Origin of the sequence: Methylotetracoccus oryzae (assembly GCF_006175985.1) — a bacterium.
Classification (GTDB): domain Bacteria; phylum Pseudomonadota; class Gammaproteobacteria; order Methylococcales; family Methylococcaceae; genus Methylotetracoccus; species Methylotetracoccus oryzae.
This window is the reverse complement of sequence record NZ_SRSH01000026.1, coordinates 41,159-60,372: the sequence shown is the minus strand read 5'-3', so window position 1 is coordinate 60,372 and position 19,214 is coordinate 41,159. Positions and strand designations below refer to the sequence as shown.

Here is a 19,214-nt window from a genome sequence, read left to right as displayed (position 1 = left end):
TGAGGAAATTCCGTTCCCGCTTTGAATGGCTTGGGCGCACTCTCGCGGTGCCATCGTCACCACCGGTAGCACCTACTCAAGTGCTCGGAACGGCAACGTATTGAGCTTTTACGACACCCTCATGTGGCGGCAGGTGCGCTGGAAAGCCTGTCCATCGCGGCGGCGCCTGCGAACTCGACGGCGAATGCAGTCGCCAAACTGATGAACCGCATGATCACGGCGACGTTCTTCTCAAGTCCGTTGTTTGCCTGCTGGCTCGTGGTGCGTTGCGGTCGCCTATGGGTGGAGGACGGCTATCAGCCGTTCCTGATCTACCCGTTGTCCTGCATGATCGGCCCCTGCATTCTCTGGCGCGGCGATTACGCGACCGGCTTCCGGACGGCTTCCGCGGCCTTGCTGGCCGGACAGGACTGGGAAAAGGGTGGCGAGACGGCCCGCGCCCAGCACGTGATGGAACTGTCGAACAGGCACTGGTTCCGGCCGCTGGAGGAGTCCCTGTCGCCGGCGCGTGCCGCTCGCGACGGCTTGCTGCGTGCGGGAGAACTGGAGTTTGCCTGCTACACGTTCTTCACCTCGCAGATCGTGCTGCTGGAGACCGGCAGCCATCTCGCCGAGCTCGCCGCGGAGAATCACGCCGCGTTGGCGTTTGCCCGCAAGACCGGAAACCGGCATGCCGAGCAGTCCTTCCTGCTCTATCGGCAGCTGATCGAAACGCTGGAAGGAACAACGGCGGCGCACGGCAGCGACAGCAACGACGCCCGGCGGGACGAGTCGGAGCAACGGGAGCCCATCCAGGGCAATCCGATGGCGCTCTGCTACTTTCATCTTTTCCGGGCGCTGACGGCGGTCGTGTTCAACGACGATCGGTCCTTGATTCAGCATGTCGAGGCCGTCGGTCCGGTTGCGGCGCACGTTACCGCGCACTACGCCAGCGTGCTGGTGAACCTGTTCGACGCGCTGGCGTTGATCCGCCGGATTCCGACCGTGCCGCCGGACGAGCGCCCGGCGCTGCTGGAGAAGGTGGCCGACAGACAGGTTTGGTTCGAGGCCCGTACCGCGGATGCACCCATGAATTTCCGCCATTTCCATCACTGGATCGAAGCCGAGCGGCTCGCTGCGCTCGGCGAGACCTGGCTGGCGCTGCAGGCTTTCGAGCGGGCGATGGGACTGGTTCAGGGACAGCACCGCCCTTGGCATCTGGCGTCGATTACCGAGCAGGCAGGGCGCTGCTATCTGCGGCAGGGTCTGGAACAGGCGGGCCGCCCGTTGCTGGTGCGGGCGCACGGCCATTATCGTCAATGGGGTGCCCTGGCCAAGGCGCACGCGCTGCGCGCCGAATGGCCCTTCATCGACGCCGGTTCCGGTGACACTTCGGACCACGAGGTCTTGCTCCGTGCCTCCCAGGCGCTGTCCTCGGAAACCTCGTTGCCGCGACTGGTTCGGCGGCTGGTGGAGTCGGTGGCCCAATTGACCGGTGCGACCGACGTCCGGTTCATGATGCTGGACGACGAGGGGTGCTGGCATCTGGAAGGCGGGATCCGGGGCGATACGATCCTCGAGCGTATGAGCCTGGATGAAGCCGAGCGGCGTGGGATCATCAGCGGCGACGGACTGCGACTGGCGCTGAAGTCGCTGAAGCCGGTCTGGTCGGACGATGCCGTGACCGACAGCCGCTTTGCGGGCGACCCGCATTTCGCCGGACTGGCGCAGTGCTCGCTGTTCGGTTTGCCGATCTTCACGCAGGGGCGGTTGACCGCTGCGCTGGCGCTAGAGAATCGCCTGTTCCGGGCTGCATTCACCCGCGGCCGCACCGAGAGCGTCTCGATGTTGTGCGGGCAGCTGGCGATTTCCATCGAGAACATCCGGCGGACCGAACAGATCATCCGCGCCAACCAGGCTTTGAACGAACGCGCCGAGGAGATCACTGCCCTGAATGCCGAGTTGGCGCAACGGGCGAAGGAAGCCGAGACGGCGAATCAGGCGAAAAGCCAGTTTCTCGCCAACATGAGTCACGAGATCAGGACGCCCGTCAGCGCGATCCTGGGTTTCACCGACCTCGCCCTCGCGGCGGAGCCGCCCGAGCGGCTGCGCGCCTATCTGACCAAAACCAAGGCAGCCTCCAGCCAGCTGTTCCATCTCGTCAACGACATTCTGGATTTCTCCAAGATCGAGGCAGGGAAGCTCGAACTCGAAAGCGCCGAGTTCGGACTGGACCGGATACTGGAGAACCTGAGCCTGATGGTGGGCGAAGGCGTGGCGGACCGAGGATTGAATCTGGTCTTCGACGGCGAGGGCAACGTACCCGGCCGGCTCGTCGGGGATCCGCTGCGTTTGGGTCAAGTGCTGTTGAATCTGGTCGGGAATGCCATCAAGTTCTCGGAGCGGGGCACGGTGTCGGTTAGCTTCCATCTGGAATCCTTCGACAGCGATTCCCTGGTGCTCCGGGTGGCCGTCAGCGACGAAGGCATCGGCATGACCGCGGAACAGCAGGTTCGGTTGTTTGCACCGTTCTCCCAGGCGGATTCGTCGACGACCCGCCAGTTCGGTGGTACCGGGCTGGGTCTGGCCATCAGCCGGAGACTGGTGGAGCGGATGGGCGGACATCTGTGGGTGGACAGCGAGCCCGGCAAGGGCAGTACCTTCCAGTTCACGGCGAAGTTCGGCGTCGTCGGAGCCGGCTTTCCGCTGCACCATGCGTTCGCCCGATGTACCTCGCGACGCGTGCTGGTCGCCGACAGTGACAGCGCCTCGCGACAAAGCCTGCAGGGACAACTGGCCCACCTGGGCCTGACGGCAGACCCGTGCGCTTCCTGGCCGGAGACCGAGGCCAAGTTGAACGGCGGTGCCGCGGCCTATCTGTGCCTGCTGATCGACGAAACACTGCCGGGGCCGCAGGTGTTGCGGTCGCTGCGCGAAGCACCGGAGCGACTGCGGCTGCCGGTCCTGGTGATGAGCTATCGGCACGGCGGCGGTGCCCCGACGGAAGCCGGGCGGCTCTCGAAGCCGATTACGCTGGCCCGACTCTATGGGTGCATCGCGCATTGCCTGGAACTCTCGCCGGCGCCTGCGCATCCGGCTGCGCATACGGCTGCGCCCCCGGTCGTCCTCGACCCGGCGACCGAACTGGCTGCCGGCTTGCAGGGTGCTGAGATCCTGCTGGTCGAGGATATCGAGATCAACCGCGAGATGATGATGGAGCTGCTTGCCAATGCCGGTCTGAAGGTCCGCGTGGCCGAGAACGGCCTGGATGCGGTGCGCGAGGTGAAGACTGTCCGCCCCGATGCGGTGCTGATGGACTGCCAGATGCCGGTGATGGATGGCTACGAGGCGGCCCGAGCGCTGCGCAGCGATCCGCAGCTTCGCGACCTGCCGATCATCGCGCTGACGGCCAATGCGCTGAGCAGCGACCGTGAGCGATGTTTCGCCGCCGGCATGAACGCCTATCTGTCCAAACCCGTCGACTTGACCGAGCTGATGAGGACTCTCACACAATGGATCAAACCGACGGCCAGCGTCCCTCAGGCTCCAGCAGCCCCGAAGGCGGCGGTAGAGCCCGGATCACTCGCGTTCCCGGGCATCGATGTGGCGATGGGGCTTGAGCACGTCGGGCAAAAGCGGGAGCTGTATCTGCGGCTCTTGCGCAAGTTTTACGATGCGTATTGTCTGGCCTTCGAAGCCGACTTCCGGGCCGCGCTGGCCGTCCCCGACATGCCGGTCGCCCAGCGGCTGGCGCACTCGCTCAAGGGAACTGCCCGGATGCTCGGCGCCAGCGAGACGGGCGAGTTCGCGGCGCGACTGGAGGCCGCGGTGAAGGCAGGTGAGACGGACGCCACAATCGAGAATCTGCTGACGAGCGTCGTGTCCGAACTGGCTCGGGTCAGCGCAGGCCTGAAGGAGTTGAGCGATGCCGAAGGGAGAACCGGCTCTGCTCCGACTCATTCGCCGCAACCGGTGTGAGGGTTGATCACGGTCGCACGACGATCACCCCTCCTTCGCTCGAGCCGCGCATGCTGTGTCGGGTTCGCCGGAGAATGGCGCTCCGAGCAGCGTGTTTTTCCCGGACACAGGCAATGTCCAGGGTCAGCCCCGCCTGACGCGTTGGCTTCTGTTCCCACTCTCAGGGCCGGATTTTGGCTAACGACAGAGCCTAATGCCGCGTAGATTACCCGTGACAATGCGCAGTGCGTGGCCACGGACGCGCGGCCGGTTGCCTCACACTATCGACGAAAGCCCTGCCATCGACTTTCTTTTTTACTGGTGCCAACGCCTATGTGCAGAAAAACCCTCCTTCTGGCCGTTTACCTGTCGGGTGCCGTGCTCGCGGCCTGTCAGAAGACGCCTTCAGTCGCCGAAGTCACCGAGGCCTGCCGGCGCGGCAACGCGACCGTCACGGCGGTGGAGATTGGGGACGCTTATGTCTCGACCGCTCCGGAGAAGGCGGCGGGTGTGCCCCCCAATGTGACGATCTACCCCGTCAAGGTGACATATCAGCTTCCCAGCCTTGCCGGATCCGATCCGAAGCAGACCGTAGCCAGGAACGTCTACGAGAACGTTTACGAAGAGCTCGTGTGCGACTGAGCGATTCGTCTTCTTCGGCGAGACCTCGCCGATCTCGGCCCAGCGGTGGTCGAGATGGCAGTGAGGGCCCTCTCTCCGCATCCGCGGCTGCCTCAGTCAGCCGCGCGACTGGGGCTGAAGCTTTCGAACAGAAGCGGAGGGGGCCCGTCAGTCGGTAATGGGCCGCAGAGCGGAATGCCGACACGGCTATTCTCCACGGCCCTCCCACGCCCGTAAATCCGTGCAGATACTTACTGCCTCTGGCCTAAAGCCGTCGTGGCTTTGTTCATAGCCGGTGGGGCAAAACGCGGTTTCGCCACATATCGCAAGTTCAAACCTTGTCAACGTTTGAACTTGGCGATTCATCCCTGCATCGCGGGGTGGGCTGAAGAAATCAGCGGCTCCTAGGTCGAGAAGAATCCTCGATCAACATTATCCGCTTTCAAGGCCTTACGTGATGTGGCACTTCATATTGGGCCCTTGATAGATCTCCCTTAGGTCTGAACGTACAAGCTCCTGAACACCGCGTTCAGGAAAGTGAACACGCGCGCATTCGAAGTAACGCGTTATCTGTCAAAAGGATTTTCATATATGCGCGCTCTGTCGTGTCACGTTCTTGAACAGGGAGGGCTGTTTAAGGTGCGTTGGCATCATAGAACATCTTGAAGCGTCAGCAGGTTGCTTGTATGGCATGCTCTGTGCTGACCTAGCTCTGCCTGAGCGAACTTATGGTCGCTCACCATATAAGCGTTCTGTCTCGCGACGACTTGACGTCGCTAAAACTGGGAGATATGCGCTTCCGCTCCCGAGGATAGGGAATAAAGGGTGAATTTCCGTAAAATGCGAGGAGTCACGGCGATGAAGCTATCCAACTGTATTGGGCTGGCCACATTATTGGTCACTTGTAACGCGGTTTCTGATCCCCTCAATAATCCCTGGTTCGGGTGTGGCGTCATTTCGAGTTTCGGCTCGAACTGCCAGATTCCGACAAGGCCATCCGCCTCTTGGGAATATGGAATCCCATACAATACGATAGAGCCTGTGCCTGTAGTATGCACGACATGGAATGTTGGCATAAGGGTAGCAAATAAACAGCCGTATCTTGTCTTTTCCGATAACCCACCTCTAGGCATGAATTATGGTGGCTTCGTTTTCTATCGGGGGACACTGGCGGCAGATGAATGCGCTGGTGCTGGAGAATTCCGTCACAGATATTGGTGGCTCAGTGCCAATAATGTCGTGTCGACTGGAGCCAGCAACGGGTGCTACACAGCGCAACGGGTTTTCTGTCGCAAGCGCTAAGTTCGGATTCGGTACGTCCGCTTACACCAAGGACCTGTTTGTCGGGGCGTCGCTGATACTTTCCGGGCTCGAGACAGACCGGGATGTCTTCGGAACCGAACAGTCAGCGACGCCTTTGCCCTTGTCATGTGCCAACCCAACCGGTTGTTGCGGCCGCCGCTCAGAACGGGCCAAACCCCATCTGGTTACTCCGGTGGAGCTGACTGGGTTCCCCTCTCACTCCCGCGCATGACGCCGATGCTTGAGGGGCGGATATGCGCCGCGATGGCTCAACCCCACGGCCGGATCGGCTCCTCGACGGGTTTCACATCCAGTTGCCCGGCGCCGCCGAGGGCCTTGTACAGGGCGATCAGGTTGGTCGTGGTCTGGGCCTGCGACTGCGCGAGTGCCAGCTCCTCGGCCAGGACGGCGCGCTCGGCGTCGAGCACCTCCAGGTAGGTCGCCAGTCCTTCCCGGTAGCGCAGCGCCGCCTGATCCTGAGCTGTTCTGAGTTGGCTGACCGAGCGCGCGAGGCTTTCCCGCCGCTGCGCTTCGGTCAGGAACTGCTTCATCGCCGTTTCGGTTTCGTGCAGGGCGGTGAGGACGGTCTTTTCGTATTTGAAATAGGCCTCCTGCTGACGGGCATCGGCCAGATCGATGCCGGCGCGGATGCGGCCGAAATTGAAGATGGGCTGAGTGATGGCCGTGCCGCTGGCCCAGGCGAACGAAGACGATCGGAAAAGGTTTTCCAGGTCGGAGTTCTGCATCCCCAGAAAGGCGGCGACCGAGATTTTCGGGAACAGCTCGCCGAACGCCGCGCCCTGCAGCGCGGTTGTGGCGGCGAGATGGCGTTCGGCGGCGCGCACATCGGGCCGGTAGCGCACGGTGTCAGCCGGTTTCGTCAGCAGCGCGCGCACGTCGGAGCCGGGGACCGGCCGGGGCTCGCGGAGTTGCGAACGGAGCGCACCGGGCTGGGCCGCGGTCAGGATTTCCAGTCGGTACTCCGCTGCGGCCAGTTGTCCGTCCAGTTGGGGGATCCGGGCCTGAGTGGCATCGAACTGGGCCCCGGCGCGCGCCACGTCGAGGTGCGTGCCGAGACCCTCGCGAAAGAGTTGCTCGGTCAGCGCCAGAGTCTGTCGCTGCGAGGCCAGGCTGGCTACCGTGATACGCTGCTGAGTCTGCAGATTGCGGTAGTCGGTGTAGGTGCGGGCGAGTTCGGCGGCCAGCAGCGCCCAGGCCTGGGCATGGTCCTCGATCGCAGCATCGGTCTGGGCATCGGCCGCTTCCAGCCGCCGCCGGAGCCGGCCGAACAGGTCGATTTCCCAGATTGCATCGAAACCCGTCAGGAAGTAATTGAACGGCCGCGCACCCGACTGTCCGAAGGGCAGCAGGTTGTCGACGCGGGCACCGACGGCATTGGCAGAAACCTTCGGGAACAGGTCGGCGCGGTTGGCGCGGCGCTCGGCGCGGGCCTGCTCGATCCGGCTGAAGGCCATTTTCAGATCGAGGTTCCGGGCAAGTGCCTGGGTCATCAGCTGGTCGAGCTGCGGGTCGTGGAAGCTCGTCCACCAGGTGTTCAACGCCGCTCGAGAGACCGGGTTCAGGTCGGCGGCCGGGTCCCGCGCCGCAGTCCAGCGATCGGGCAGGGATGGCGCGGGCGTGCGGTAATCGGGGCCCACCATGCAGCCTGACAGGCCCAGCAGCACACCGAGCGCGACTTGTTTCTCCGTGCTCATTGCAGCTTGCTCCGCACGAATACCGTCGCGGCGGACAGGGTCACCGCGGCGATCGCCGCCATAGGCCACGCATGGGCGAGGATCTCGGACGCCGGCAGCGCCTTGAGGAAGCTGCCCTGCAGGATGATCAGGTAATGGGTCAGCGGGATGATCTGTGCGATACCTTGCAGCAGCTGCGGCATGTTCTCGACGGGCGTGGCGAAGCCCGACATCAGCACCGCCGGCACGCCCATCGCGAAGGTCCCGAGGATGGCCTGCTGCTGCGTGCTGCAGATCGATGAAATCATCAGTCCGATGCCCACGATCGACACGATGAACAGCAGCAGGCTGCAGAAGAGCAGCGGGAACGAGCCGGTAAAGGGCACGCCGAACCCGAATACGCCTGCCGCAGCCATTACGAGCCCCATCACCGTGCCGATCAGTAAGGCCGGAACGAGCTTGGTCAGGACGATCTCGGTCGGTGTGCACGGCGAAACCAGCAACTGATCGAAGGTGCCCAGTTCCCGCTCGCGAGCGATGGACAGTGCGGTGACGAGCAAGGTCGCGAACATTACCAGCACGCCGCCGAGGCTGGGCACGATGAACCAGCGGTAGATCAGGTTGGGGTTGAACCAGTGCCGTACCGCGAGGCCGTCGCGGTCCGCTGCCGGAGGTAACCATTCCCCGCCCGCTCCCTCGAGGGGGAGGCGTGAGTCGTTACCTGCCGGCGGGCTCGTCCGGTCGGCATTCAGTCCGCCCACCAGGGCGTTCAGGTAACCGAGCAGGATCTGCGCGCTGTTGGCGCGGCGACCATCGAGGATCACCTGTACGCTTGCTGGCCGCAACGCGACCAGGTCGCGGGAGAAGGTCTCGGGGATGTCGATAGCCGCGAGGACCAGACGGCGGTCGAGCATGTCCCGGATCTCCGCTGCACTGTGTGCTGGGCGCAGGTGGCGCACGAAGGCGGCGGCGCCGAGTCGCGACACCAGTTCATGACCCCATCGTCCGTTGTCGCGGTTGCAGACCCCGACAGCGACGTTCCGCAACTCCAGCGTTGCGGCAAAGGAGAAGATCAGCAGTTGGAAGATCGGCGGTCCAATCAGCAGGAAACGGCTTTTCGGGTCGCGCCAGACGCTCAGCAATTCCTTGACGATCTGCGCCCGTATCCGTGGTGATGGCCAACTCATGCTTCAGGCATCCAGTCGCTTGTGCGTCTTGAGCCGCACCAGGACGAACAACACCAGCCCGACGACGATCATCGCCGCCGCATTGCGCAGCAACAGGGTCCAGACGTCGCCGGCCAGGAAGATCGTCTGCAATGACGAGACGAAATAGCGCGCCGGGATCAGGTAGGTCAGGGCGCGGATCGGCGCCGGCATGGAGTCGATCTCGAACAGGAAGCCGGACAACAGGAAGGCGGGCAGGAATCCGGAAAACAGTGCGAGCTGCGAGGCGATGAACTGGTTTCTGGCCAGCGTGGAAATCAGCAGTCCCTGTGCCAGCGCCGGGAACAGGAAGGCGGCGGACAGCGCGGTCAGGCTCAGCCAGGAGCCGCGCAGCGGCACTCCGAAGACGGTCACCGCCAGGATCGTCGAGAAGGCGGTGGCGCCGAGCCCGAGCACGAAGTACGGGAGGAGTTTCCCGGCGATGATTTCGCCGACGGATGCCGGAGTCGAAAGGATCGCCTCCATCGTGCCGCGCTCCCACTCGCGAGCGACCACCAGCGCGGTCAGCAGGGTGCCGATGATGGTCATGACGACCGCGATGGCTCCGGGTATCAGGAACCGTCGGCTCTCGATTTCCGGATTGAACCAGAAACGGGGCACCAGCGAGACGCCCGCGGTTCGCGGCGACGGTCTTGAGTCCTGCCAGCCGGCCAGCACGCCACCGGCATAGCTGGCGACGAAGTTGGCCGTGTTGGGTTGGGTGCCGTCGGTCACGACCTGGACCAGGGGACCGGGCGTGCTGGCCGCGACCCGCTGCTCGAAGTCCTGCGGAATCACGACGAAGCCGCGTATGCGGCCGGCGACGAGCTCGCCGGCCACTTCGCGCCGGTCACGCGCCGGGCTCACGGCGAAGTACCGCGTCGCGGCGAAGGCGGCGGCCAGCGATTGGGCCTCGACGCCGTCGGACTCCGCGACGACGCTGATCCGCACCTGCTTGATGTCCAGCGAGACCGCATAGGCGAACAGCAGCAACAGCACGACCGGGAGCACGAAGGCGACCAGGATCACCGAGGGGTCGCGGACGATCTGCAGCGACTCCTTCCAGGCTAATGCCGCGACCCGTCCGACATTCGGTCCGTATCCGATAAGCCGCAGCTTCATGCGACTTCCTGCGCAGCCGGCGCGTTGTCGGCTGCATCGATGGCTTCGATCAGGTGTATGAAGGTGTTCTCCATCGTCGGCAATTCGCTGTCACCGGCCGAGGCTTCCCGCTTCAGCGCGTCGGGCGCGTCCAGCGCGATCACTCGCGCCCGATACATCAGCGCGACGCGGTCGCAGTATTCGGCCTCGTCCATGAAGTGCGTGGTTACCAGCACGGTCACGCCCTTGCGCACCATCCCGTTGATATGGGTCCAGAACTCCCGCCGCGTGATGGGATCGACGCCCGACGTCGGCTCGTCGAGAAACAGCACCGGGGGTTCGTGCATGACGGCGCAGGCCAGGGCCAGCCGCTGCCTGTAGCCCAGCGGAAGCTCGTCCGGCGAGGATTTCAGGTAGGCCTGCAGATGGAAGATCTCGATCATCTCCTCGATCCGGGTGTGTTTCGCCGCGCCGTCCAGGCCGTAGACCCCCGCTGAAAACTCCAGGTTCTGCCGCACGGACAGGAGGCCGTAGAGCGAGAATTTCTGGGCCATGTAACCCAGCCGGCTCTTGGCTGCGCTGGCCGCCGTGCGAAGATTCAAACCGGTCACCAGCGCTTCGCCGGCCGTCGGCTTCAGCAGGCCGCACAGCATCTTGAACGTCGTCGACTTGCCGGCGCCATTGGGGCCGAGCAAGCCGAAAATCTCGCCCTTCGCGACCTGGAAGCTGACCCGGTCGGTGGCGGTAAACTCCCCGAAGCGGCGGGTGAGCGCGCGACACTCGACCGCGAGTTCGCCGGCGAGGCTGACCGGTGCCATGCGCTCGGCCAGCACGGAAGTCCCGCCCGGACCACCGCCGAGCAGGTCGACGAAGCCGTCCTCGAAGCGCGGCGGAACCGGAACGGCCGCAGTCCCGACGGATTCTGCAAACGTATCGATCTCCTGGCGGTCGGCGCCCTGGCGCAGCACCACGCGCACGGCCTCGCCCTGGATCACGCCATCGCAGACCGATGGCAGATCCAGTGCGCGCGAGAGCACCAGGCGCCGGTCCGGCCGTGGCTGCGGCAGGCGGAAACTGCGGTCGGCGAGGGTCGCGGTCAACTCGTCCGGTGGGCCGGAGAACTGGACTTGCCCGGCGTTCAGCAGGATCACCGTGTCGCAACGCTCGGCCTCGTCGAGATAGGCCGTGGCCCACACGACGGCGACGCCGTCCGCCGTCAATGCGTTGACCATGCGCCACAGGTCCTGCCGGCTGACCGGATCGACCCCGACCCCGGGCTCGTCGAGCAGCAGCACCCTGGGTTCGGCCATCAGCGCGCAGGCCAGGCCGAGCTTTTGCTTCATGCCGCCCGAGAGCCGTCCCGCCAGTCGCGCGGTGAACGGCCCGAGCCGCGTGAAGGTGAGGAGCCGGTCGAAGCCGGCGGTCAGCTCGGTTCGGCCAAGCGCCCGCAGCCGTGCGTAAAGGCGCAGGTTCTCGATGACCGTCAGGTCCTCGTACAGTCCAAAGCGCTGGGGCATGTAGCCGGTCAGTGCGGGGATGCGCCCGGCGTCCCGTGCGGTATCGTGGCCCAGCACCCGGATGGTGCCGGCGCTCGGTCGCATCAAGCCCGCCATCAGCCGCATCAGGGTCGTCTTGCCGGCCCCGTCGGGACCCACCAGGCCGGTCAGGCGCCCGGCCTCGATCCGGGCCGTCAGATCGCGCAGTGCATCGACCGCACCGAAGCGCTTGGTCAGCCCGATGATCTCGATTGCGGCGGTGTGCGCGGCCTCGGGCGATGCGGCGGTCACGCTCACGTCAGTGTCGTGGGGTGGCGTTGCCGAGCTGAATCGTCACCGGCATGCCCTGGCGTAGCGCGTCGTCAGGATCGGCCACGACGATGCGCAGACGGTAGACCAGGTCAGTGCGGAGTTCGGTCGTCTCGACGGACTTCGGGGTGAATTCGGCACGCGGCGACACGAAGCCGACCCGGCCCTGGTAGGTCTTATCCGACGAGTCGGAGCGAACGGTGACCGAAGTACCGGGAACGACCTGGCCGAGCTGCCGTTCACCGACGTAGGCGCGGACGTAGACGGGAGCGCGCAGCGAAAGCGTGTAGACAGGCGCCGCCGCGTTGACCATGCTGCCGGGCTCGCGTACCCGCGTCAGCACGGTGGCTGCGGCAGGGGAGAACAGACGGGTGTCGGCCAGGGCAGTCCGGGCCTGGGCGACGGCCGCTTCAGCGCCCCCGAGTCGGGCTTCCGCCGCAGCGATGTCTTCGTGGCGATAGCCCTCCCGTTTCAGGCCCAGGGCTGCTTTCGCTGCCGCGAGTTGCGCGGCGGCCTGATCGCGCGCCGAGCGGGCCTGGTCGTGCGCGTGCCGTGTCGTGGCGCCGGAAGTTACGACGGCGCTCTGCCGCTTCAGTTCGCCCTCCGCGAAGGCCAGCGCGGCTTCTGCCTGCCGTACCGACTGCGCGCTTTCGGCCACCTCCTGGGCCCGGTACCCCCGGCGCAGCTTCTGTAGTTCCGCGGACGCCTGGCGCGCCTGGGCCTCGGCGACGGCAAGCGCTTCCTGAAAGGGTTGGGCATCGAGCTCGCCCAGCAGGTCGCCAGGCTCCACCCGGTCGCCCTCTTCGACGGTCAGTCGGGCGAGACGCCCGGATTGGCGGAATGCCATCTCGACATCCCGGATGTCGACGTTGCCGTACAGCAGCAGCGCCGCTGCCGGCTCATGCCGATGGGTGCTCCAGTGATAGCCGGTTGCGGCCAGGATGGCGAGACCCAGGCCGAGCAGCACGAGTCGTTTGGCCAGTCTCATGGCATTGTTGGCTGCTCAGCGCGGAGAGTCCGATTCCGCCATGTATGGTCCTCGATGGTTCCATCGATCCCGTTCGATTCGCTTCCCGCTCTCACACTCCGCCATCCATCGACAGGCTAAAAGCTCAATCCTATCATCCCGCCACAGGGCTGTTCGGCCGCAGTCGAAACTGCCCCATTGAAGCAGAGCATGCGACGAGGGCTTGGCGGGGATGCGCCACTCTGGAGGGGGCGCCGGGCGACAATCCTTTACTGCTGGGACGGTCGGCTCGCCCTAGCGCGTGAGCCAGCCGGCAATACTCAACCACCCCGGTGTTCCGGCGACGGCCAGGCTGGTGATCTGCAAGCCGAGCAGTAGGGCGCCTCCCTTGAGCCAGACACTCGGGACTCGGCCGTGGGCCCGGAGATCGTGCAGCATGCCGGCGATGACCAACAGGTCGGTCAAGCCGAAGAACACCGGCGGACCACCGATTGTGATGAACTCGAACGGAAACCGCGCGAAGGCGGGCGCCATGATGGCGATCGTGGCCAGAGCCATCAGACGTTTGTGCGTCGGACCATCGCGGCGCAGCCACAGGGCGCAGCCGATCAGAATCGCGAACGTCGCGATGTTGAACAGGGGAATCGCCAGGAAGGAAAGCGCCGGGACACTGGCGCTCGGCGAATGTCCGTGTCGCGCCGCGACCACCGCGGTGACGCTGCCGAGGACCACCATGGCCAGAGCGAGCACTGCGCCGACAAGACCGGTGGTCCGGTGCCAGTTCAGTCGCCGCATGCGGATCGATCCGACCTGAAAGGCAAATACGGCGATCCAGGCTGTGAACAACAGGCCATGCCACCGAACCAGCGCGCTCAGCGGCGGCGCGTCGAACCACCGGGCCAGGTAGTAGGTCCGCGCGAATCCGGTGAGGGTAATCACTGCCATCGCGACGGCCAGCAGGGCGAACAGGCCGCCATCGCGCTGCCGTGCTCCAGGTTTTGGGCTCCACATGCTCACCTCCGTACTCGCTGAAGGGTGACAGTGTCTTTCGGTCAGGTCGATTCATACCGCCGGTCCGGAGCAGCCCGGCCGCGGCGCTGCCGACGGGTGGCCGTCAGCTCAGTCATCGGGACCGGGTTGGTCCGAGCCCACGGTATGGATCTTGAGGAAGTTCGTGCCCTTGGCGTGCTGCGACGGAATGCCGCCCATGATCAGGATCTTGTCGCCCGGCGTAATCATGCCCCGTTCCAGCAGGTTGAGCTCACCCTGCTGTACCAGATCCTCGAAGGTCTCGACCTGATGGTCGATCAGCAGCGGAATCACGCCCCAGATCAGATTCAGTCGGTGGTAGGTGCCGCGATTGGGGGTCAGCGCCACCACCGGTACCGACGGACGTTCCTTCGAGGCCAGCAGGGCCGTATATCCGCTGCTGGTAAAGGCTACGATCAGGCGTAGCCGCATCGTCTTGTCGATGGCTTTCAGGGCCTCGCTGAGAGCATGCGTCTCGTCGGTGTCCGACGGCGGCAGGCAGGCGAACTCGACTTCCTTTTCGACGTCGCACGCGATTCGGGCCAGCATTTCGACGGCCCGCACGGGATACTCGCCGACGGCGGACTCGCCCGACAGCATCACGGCGTCGGTACCGTCGACGATCGCGTTGGCGACGTCGCTGGCCTCGGCCCGCGTGGGTCGTGGATTGCGGATCATGCTGTCCAGCATCTGCGTGGCCGTAATGGCCGGGATGCTGCGCAGATTACACATCCGGATGATGCGCTTCTGTAGCATGGGCACGCGCTCCGGGCTCATCTCGACGCCGAGATCACCGCGCGCCACCATGATGCCGTCACTGACCGCGACGATGGCCTCGAGCTTTTCGATGGCCTGCGGCTTTTCGATTTTGGCGATGACCGGCGTGTCCGCGTAGCCGAGGGTTGCCAGCAAGGCTTTCAGCGCCAGCACATCTTCCGGCTTGCGCACGAAGCTCAACGAAACCCAGTCGACGCCCTGGGACAGGCCGAAAGCCAGGTCGCGCTCGTCCTTGTCGGTCATGGCCGGCAACTGCAGGTCCAGGCCCGGGAAGTTGACTCCCTTGCGGCTTTTCAGCAGTCCGCCCTCGACGACCTCGCACTCGACCCGGCGTTCGCGGATCCCGCGTACGCGCAGTTCCAGCAGGCCGTCATCGAGCAGTACCTGTTCGCCGGGCGAAGCGTCTTCGGCGAGCAGTTCATAGTCGATCGGGATGCACCCGGGCGCACCGTCGAATTCGGACGCGGGCACCAGCGTGACGATCTGCCCGCCGGTGAGCTGAACCTCTCCCAGCGGCAGTTGCGCAACGCGGATCTTGGGGCCCTGGAGGTCCTGCAGCAAAGTGATGGGCGTGTCCATCTCGGCCGCGACCGACCTCAGCAACGCGATCATTCGCGCATGGTCCTCGTAGCTGCCGTGGGAGAAGTTCAATCGGGCGGCGGCCATACCGGCCCGCATCATCTTGCGCAGCACGTCCGGGGAACTGCTGGCCGGACCGATCGTCGCGACGATCTTGGTACGGTGACCCCGGGCGACATCCCGATACGCGTTCAAAGCGTTCGTCGCAGGGGAATCATCAAAGAAGCGACGGTCACTCATGCGTCAGGCTCCGATCCGTCGTCGTTGCGGGTGGCGGTCAGGGGCGTCGGTCGAGCCACGGTGGCAAGCCGCGTGCCGATTGGTACTGCTGTGCGGAGAGGCTGGTCTTTGCTGCGATGCGTTCTCATCAAGTCCCCATTGTTGGTTGGCGTTTTCGGCCGTTACGGTCATCACATGGCATCGTGCGTCAGGCGCCTCTCGCCGAACCTCATCCCGCCGGGCGTCGTGACGCGATCTCGCCGATGGCGAGGATGTGCCGCGTTCGCATTGCGTGACCGCTCGGCGTGCTGCCGAAAGCGTCTTGCGACTCGAAGGCCGGTGACCGCCCGGTACCGCATCAAACCGGTCCGCTGGAACGGAGCGAGATCAGGTAGGCAATGAAGGCAGTGAATCCGAGGCTAATGGTCAGCACGACGATCATGACCGGGTTCAGCCAGGGATCTCGCTCGCCGGCATCTTCGGCGCTGACGATCTGATGCGGAAGGTCGAAATGCTTGCCATCGAAAATCAACGAGCCATCCACGAAGTCGGGGTCTGTCGTCTCCGCGGGAACGTCGACGATGGGTATGCCAGTGGCGGCCTGCATGCCGCGCGGCCTTTGCTCTTCCTCGGGAGCCAGACGCGAGGCGACCAGCGCACGTTGCCGACGTTTGGCGCGGGCGTTGGGGTCAACGCTTGCGAGGCGCTTTCTCGCCTTTCTTACAGCCATTTGATGCGGCGGAGATAAAGGTAAATCGCCAGGCCTACGCCGATCATCGACAGCAGTGCGAACACGTAACCATACTGCCATTCAAGTTCCGGCATCTGCTCGAAGTTCATGCCATAAATGCCCGCGATCAGAGACGCCGACATCAAGATCGTCGAGATCGAGGTCAGTCGCTTCATGATCGTGTTCATGCGGGCGCCCGACACGGACAGGTACGCGTCCATAGCCGAAGCCAGTAAGTCTCTCAGACTGTCGACCATATCGCCGACACGCAGCAGATTATGAAAGATATCCTGGAAATAAGCATGGATCTCGCGCGCGAACAGCGGTTGCTCCCGGCGCAGTAGCAGGTTGAACACGTCGCGCAAGGGCAGCACACCGCGCCGGATGTACAGCAATTGACGCTTGATTACGAAAATTTCACGCATCACCTCCGGCTGGAAATCGCCAAACACCGCATCGACGAGTTCATCCGCACGCTCGGTCAATAGGTCGAGCAGCGGCATATAGTCATCGACGACGGCGTCGAACAGCAGGTAGGCCGGGAGGCCGGCACCGAGTTCGGCGCGATCGATCCAGGTCGGCCAGTGGCGGCGAGTTGCCGTGATCGCCCGCAGTGGCTTGCTGTGCACCGTGACGAGGTAGTTCGAGCCGAGAAACAGGCTGAGCTCTCGGAGTTCCAGACGGTCCTCTGGTCCGGCCAGCTCGGCTTCGTATAGCACGATCAGATAATAACCAGGGTACTCCTGGATCGTCGGACGCTGGTGCCCGCCCCGGCAATCCTGTATCGACATCGGGTGAAACTGGAATTCCTCGGCCAGATCGAGGAAGTCTCGCCCGGTCGGATCGTTGACGTCGACCCAGATGACATTGGCGGGGTTCGTGCGCAACTCGCTGACGGCGCGGATAGACACTTCGTCAACCGTCCTTTTCTCGCCACTCAGGCACAGCGCAGTGATCATGCGAGGGATTTTACGCCTGTCGGTCGCCGTGGGATGACTGCGTGGACTCGCGTCGGCTCCCGTCGCATGCCGGCGACGGGATGGTCAGGTGAGGCTCAGACACGGGCGGTTGGGTTGGTGCGGACACGACAGCGGTTGACGCGAGGGTTGCCTCGTTCGCTGAGCAACCGCGCCCGCCGTTGCTGCGCTCGGTACTGGCCGATGCGTCCCCGATGGCCACCGCGAGGTCTTTAGGGAGCGAGCGACACGCGGTCGCTATCGTTCGAGACCTTGCGGGGTGACCGCAGCTCCGGCGGGTGAGACAGCAGGTAACCGAACGGCCGGCGACCCGATCCGGGCGGGTGACTTTACGGCTGTGTGGGCGGAAATCAGGGACAGGGTGCCGAGGCAGCACGGACTGGGTATGGCCTGCCATGGCCCCCCTGAGTCCATTGTGCCCGCGGTACTCGGCGGTTGAGTCGAGTGGACGATGGGGTCGTGCGCTGGAGTCCCGCGCACCGGTGAAAGGCGACGTTTTAAATGTCAGGTGATCCCGTGCTTCTGCATGCGGTAGAGCAGGGTGTCGCGCGAGATGCCCAGCAGCCGGGCCGAGCGGCTGCGGTTCCCGTTGGTACGGTGGAGGGCCTGCTTGATCAGGTCGACTTCCAGTTGCTCCAGTTCGATACCGAACTCCGGCAGGGAGAACAGCGGCTTGTTCTCCGGCATACGGTGAGAGATTTCCCCGGGCAGGTTGTTCTCCTCGATTACGCGGCCGGCCATCAGGATCGACAGGCGCTCGCAGACGTTGCGAAGTTCGCGCACGTTGCCGGGCCATGGATAGCTGCACAACCGGCTCATCGCCGACCGACTGAAGGTTGCCACCGGCAGGCGGTGCTCCTGGGCGAACATGTTCATGAAGTGGTTCAATAGCAACTGGATGTCGCCGACACGCTCACGCAGTGGTGGAATTTCGAGGGGCACCACGTTGAGGCGGTAGTAGAGATCCTTGCGGAACTCGCCGCGACCGATTCTCGCGTGCAGGTCGGCATTAGTCGCCGCGATCACGCGGACATCGACACGTTGCGAGGTCGTGTCGCCGACCGGCTGAATTTCACCCGATTCCAGGAAGCGCAGCAATTTCGCCTGCAGCGGAATCGCCAGCGAGTCGACTTCGTCAAGGAACAGCGTTCCCCCGTGCGCCGCCGGCAGTCGCCCGACCTGGTGCGCGACGGCGCCGGTAAACGAACCCTTGCGATGCCCGAACAGTTCCGATTCGGCCAGGGCTTCCGGCAGGGCGGCACAGTTCAGCGTAACGAAGGCCTCGTCCGACCGTGGGCTCTGTTGGCGCAGCGCACTGGCGAGGACTTCCTTGCCGGTGCCGGTTTCCCCGACGATCAGGACGGTCACATCCGTGGCGGCTACCATGCGCGCACTGCGCAACAGAGCCTCGAAATTGGGCGATTGCCCGATCAAAGCCTCGAACATAACCTCACCTCTTCAATGAATACCGTGCATCACCATGGGATTCAGCCATGGGAAAGCTGCCAGCAGCGCCAGGGCGATGAGGATTAGACCCGTCACCTGGCGAAATTTATTCATTCTTGATAGCCGCACTAGCAGACTGGTCATTATACCGACCCCGAACACCGCAGGCAAAGTGCCGACGCCAAAGGCGAGCATTGTCAAGGTGCTGCGCAACACGCTGTCGGAGGTCGCTGCCAGTGCCAGCGCGGTATACACCAGACCGCACGGAAGCCAGCCCCAAACCAGCCCGAAGAGATAGGCCTGTCCCAGTGTCTCGACCGGAATCACACGGCGTCCGTAGGGTTCGATGCGCTTCCAGAAATGTGCGCCGAACTTCTCGATATAGGCAAATCGCTGGAACCACCCTGCAATATGCAGGCCCGCGGCCGCCATGACGACGGCGGACAGGATCTGCAGCAGACGATGGCCATGACCTTCGCCGAAGGGCAGCGTCAGCACGTGATGCAGCATGCCGGCCAGTAATCCGCCGATGGCGTAGCTGCTGATGCGTCCCAGGTTGTAACTCAACACGAAGGGCATCAGCGTGGATTTCTGCTCGCGAATCTCCTGCCGCAGGCTCAGCGTCAACGAGCCGATGATGGAGCCGCACATGCCGAGGCAGTGCAGCGAGCTGAACAGCCCCATCAACAGGGCCACCAGATAGGAGGTACTAAACGCGTTGGCTAGTTCGTGCATGGGTCGCAGCCTTTGGCGCGGACGGAAGAGGCATCAGGGAAAGCGAAATGACGCCGTTAGCGGTCGGGGCCGCCCGGCGTAGCGATGCGGG

The 19,214-nt window shown here is 64.2% G+C and carries 13 protein-coding genes; 2 read left to right on the top strand and 11 right to left on the bottom strand.

The genetic code is table 11. From position 1 onward, the window contains the following. Positions 1–123: 123 nt before the first annotated feature. Together BWR02_RS19525 and BWR02_RS19520 are read left to right on the top strand one after the other, a co-directional pair. On the top strand, positions 124–3,957 hold the full coding sequence (locus tag BWR02_RS19525; RefSeq protein ID WP_139559584.1) for a GAF domain-containing hybrid sensor histidine kinase/response regulator: 3,834 nt from the start codon (positions 124–126) through the stop codon (positions 3,955–3,957). Between the two features lie 312 nt (positions 3,958–4,269). Continuing rightward, a complete protein-coding gene (locus tag BWR02_RS19520) occupies positions 4,270–4,578 on the top strand; it encodes a hypothetical protein (RefSeq protein ID WP_139559583.1) in 309 nt (102 codons plus the stop codon). Positions 4,579–6,128: 1,550 nt separating this feature from the next. Here BWR02_RS19520 and BWR02_RS19515 read toward each other — a convergent pair. The 11 genes from BWR02_RS19515 to BWR02_RS19465 all read right to left on the bottom strand — a co-directional run bounded on the left by BWR02_RS19515 (position 6,129) and on the right by BWR02_RS19465 (position 19,123). After that, positions 6,129–7,574, bottom strand: coding sequence for an efflux transporter outer membrane subunit (locus tag BWR02_RS19515; RefSeq protein ID WP_139559582.1), 1,446 nt, complete (start codon positions 7,572–7,574; stop codon positions 6,129–6,131). Further along, positions 7,571–8,740, bottom strand: a complete 1,170-nt coding sequence (locus tag BWR02_RS19510; RefSeq protein WP_139559581.1) for an ABC transporter permease — start codon at positions 8,738–8,740, stop codon at positions 7,571–7,573. Before BWR02_RS19510 ends, BWR02_RS19515 begins: the two co-directional genes overlap by 4 nt. A 3-nt stretch (positions 8,741–8,743) precedes the next feature. Next, positions 8,744–9,880 (bottom strand): ABC transporter permease, encoded by a 1,137-nt coding sequence (locus tag BWR02_RS19505; protein ID WP_139559580.1) that lies wholly within the window; start codon positions 9,878–9,880, stop codon positions 8,744–8,746. Next, positions 9,877–11,652 (bottom strand): ATP-binding cassette domain-containing protein, encoded by a 1,776-nt coding sequence (locus BWR02_RS19500; protein WP_139559579.1) that lies wholly within the window; start codon positions 11,650–11,652, stop codon positions 9,877–9,879. The genes BWR02_RS19505 and BWR02_RS19500 overlap by 4 nt, the downstream gene beginning before the upstream one ends. Position 11,653: 1 nt before the next feature. Then, entirely contained in the window at positions 11,654–12,652 is a 999-nt protein-coding gene (gene hlyD, locus BWR02_RS19495) for a secretion protein HlyD (protein ID WP_139559578.1), read from the bottom strand. A 273-nt stretch (positions 12,653–12,925) separates the two neighbouring features. Next, positions 12,926–13,642 (bottom strand): hypothetical protein, encoded by a 717-nt coding sequence (locus tag BWR02_RS19490; RefSeq protein ID WP_139559577.1) that lies wholly within the window; start codon positions 13,640–13,642, stop codon positions 12,926–12,928. 108 nt (positions 13,643–13,750) lie between these two features. Then, positions 13,751–15,256 carry a pyruvate kinase gene (gene pyk, locus BWR02_RS19485; RefSeq protein WP_139559576.1) on the bottom strand — a complete coding sequence of 502 codons (1,506 nt, stop codon included), beginning with the start codon at positions 15,254–15,256 and terminating at the stop codon, positions 13,751–13,753. Between the two features lie 337 nt (positions 15,257–15,593). Then, a complete protein-coding gene (locus BWR02_RS19480; protein WP_139559575.1) occupies positions 15,594–15,965 on the bottom strand; it encodes a hypothetical protein in 372 nt (123 codons plus the stop codon). Next, the gene (gene corA / locus BWR02_RS19475; RefSeq protein ID WP_139559574.1) at positions 15,956–16,924 is read right to left on the bottom strand and encodes a magnesium/cobalt transporter CorA; all 969 of its coding nucleotides are present in this window, start codon (positions 16,922–16,924) and stop codon (positions 15,956–15,958) included. Before corA ends, BWR02_RS19480 begins: the two co-directional genes overlap by 10 nt. A 522-nt stretch (positions 16,925–17,446) precedes the next feature. Further along, the gene (locus BWR02_RS19470; protein ID WP_139559573.1) at positions 17,447–18,388 is read right to left on the bottom strand and encodes a sigma-54 interaction domain-containing protein; all 942 of its coding nucleotides are present in this window, start codon (positions 18,386–18,388) and stop codon (positions 17,447–17,449) included. Positions 18,389–18,400: 12 nt separating this feature from the next. After that, the gene (locus tag BWR02_RS19465; RefSeq protein ID WP_236102452.1) at positions 18,401–19,123 is read right to left on the bottom strand and encodes a sulfite exporter TauE/SafE family protein; all 723 of its coding nucleotides are present in this window, start codon (positions 19,121–19,123) and stop codon (positions 18,401–18,403) included. Between the last annotated feature and the right edge of the window lie 91 nt (positions 19,124–19,214).

Excerpts from the sequence above, each read along its gene's own strand:
- BWR02_RS19505 (WP_139559580.1), bottom strand. The coding sequence starts at position 9,880 with ATGAAGCTGCGGCTTATCGGATACGGACCGAATGTCGGACGGGTCGCG.
- pyk (WP_139559576.1), bottom strand. The coding sequence starts at position 15,256 with ATGAGTGACCGTCGCTTCTTTGATGATTCCCCTGCGACGAACGCTTTG.
- BWR02_RS19465 (WP_236102452.1), bottom strand. The coding sequence starts at position 19,123 with ATGCACGAACTAGCCAACGCGTTTAGTACCTCCTATCTGGTGGCCCTG.
- BWR02_RS19470 (WP_139559573.1), bottom strand. The coding sequence starts at position 18,388 with ATGTTCGAGGCTTTGATCGGGCAATCGCCCAATTTCGAGGCTCTGTTG.
- hlyD (WP_139559578.1), bottom strand. The coding sequence starts at position 12,652 with ATGAGACTGGCCAAACGACTCGTGCTGCTCGGCCTGGGTCTCGCCATC.
- BWR02_RS19520 (WP_139559583.1), top strand. The coding sequence starts at position 4,270 with ATGTGCAGAAAAACCCTCCTTCTGGCCGTTTACCTGTCGGGTGCCGTG.
- BWR02_RS19490 (WP_139559577.1), bottom strand. The coding sequence starts at position 13,642 with ATGTGGAGCCCAAAACCTGGAGCACGGCAGCGCGATGGCGGCCTGTTC.
- BWR02_RS19480 (WP_139559575.1), bottom strand. The coding sequence starts at position 15,965 with ATGGCTGTAAGAAAGGCGAGAAAGCGCCTCGCAAGCGTTGACCCCAAC.
- BWR02_RS19510 (WP_139559581.1), bottom strand. The coding sequence starts at position 8,740 with ATGAGTTGGCCATCACCACGGATACGGGCGCAGATCGTCAAGGAATTG.
- BWR02_RS19515 (WP_139559582.1), bottom strand. The coding sequence starts at position 7,574 with ATGAGCACGGAGAAACAAGTCGCGCTCGGTGTGCTGCTGGGCCTGTCA.
- corA (WP_139559574.1), bottom strand. The coding sequence starts at position 16,924 with ATGATCACTGCGCTGTGCCTGAGTGGCGAGAAAAGGACGGTTGACGAA.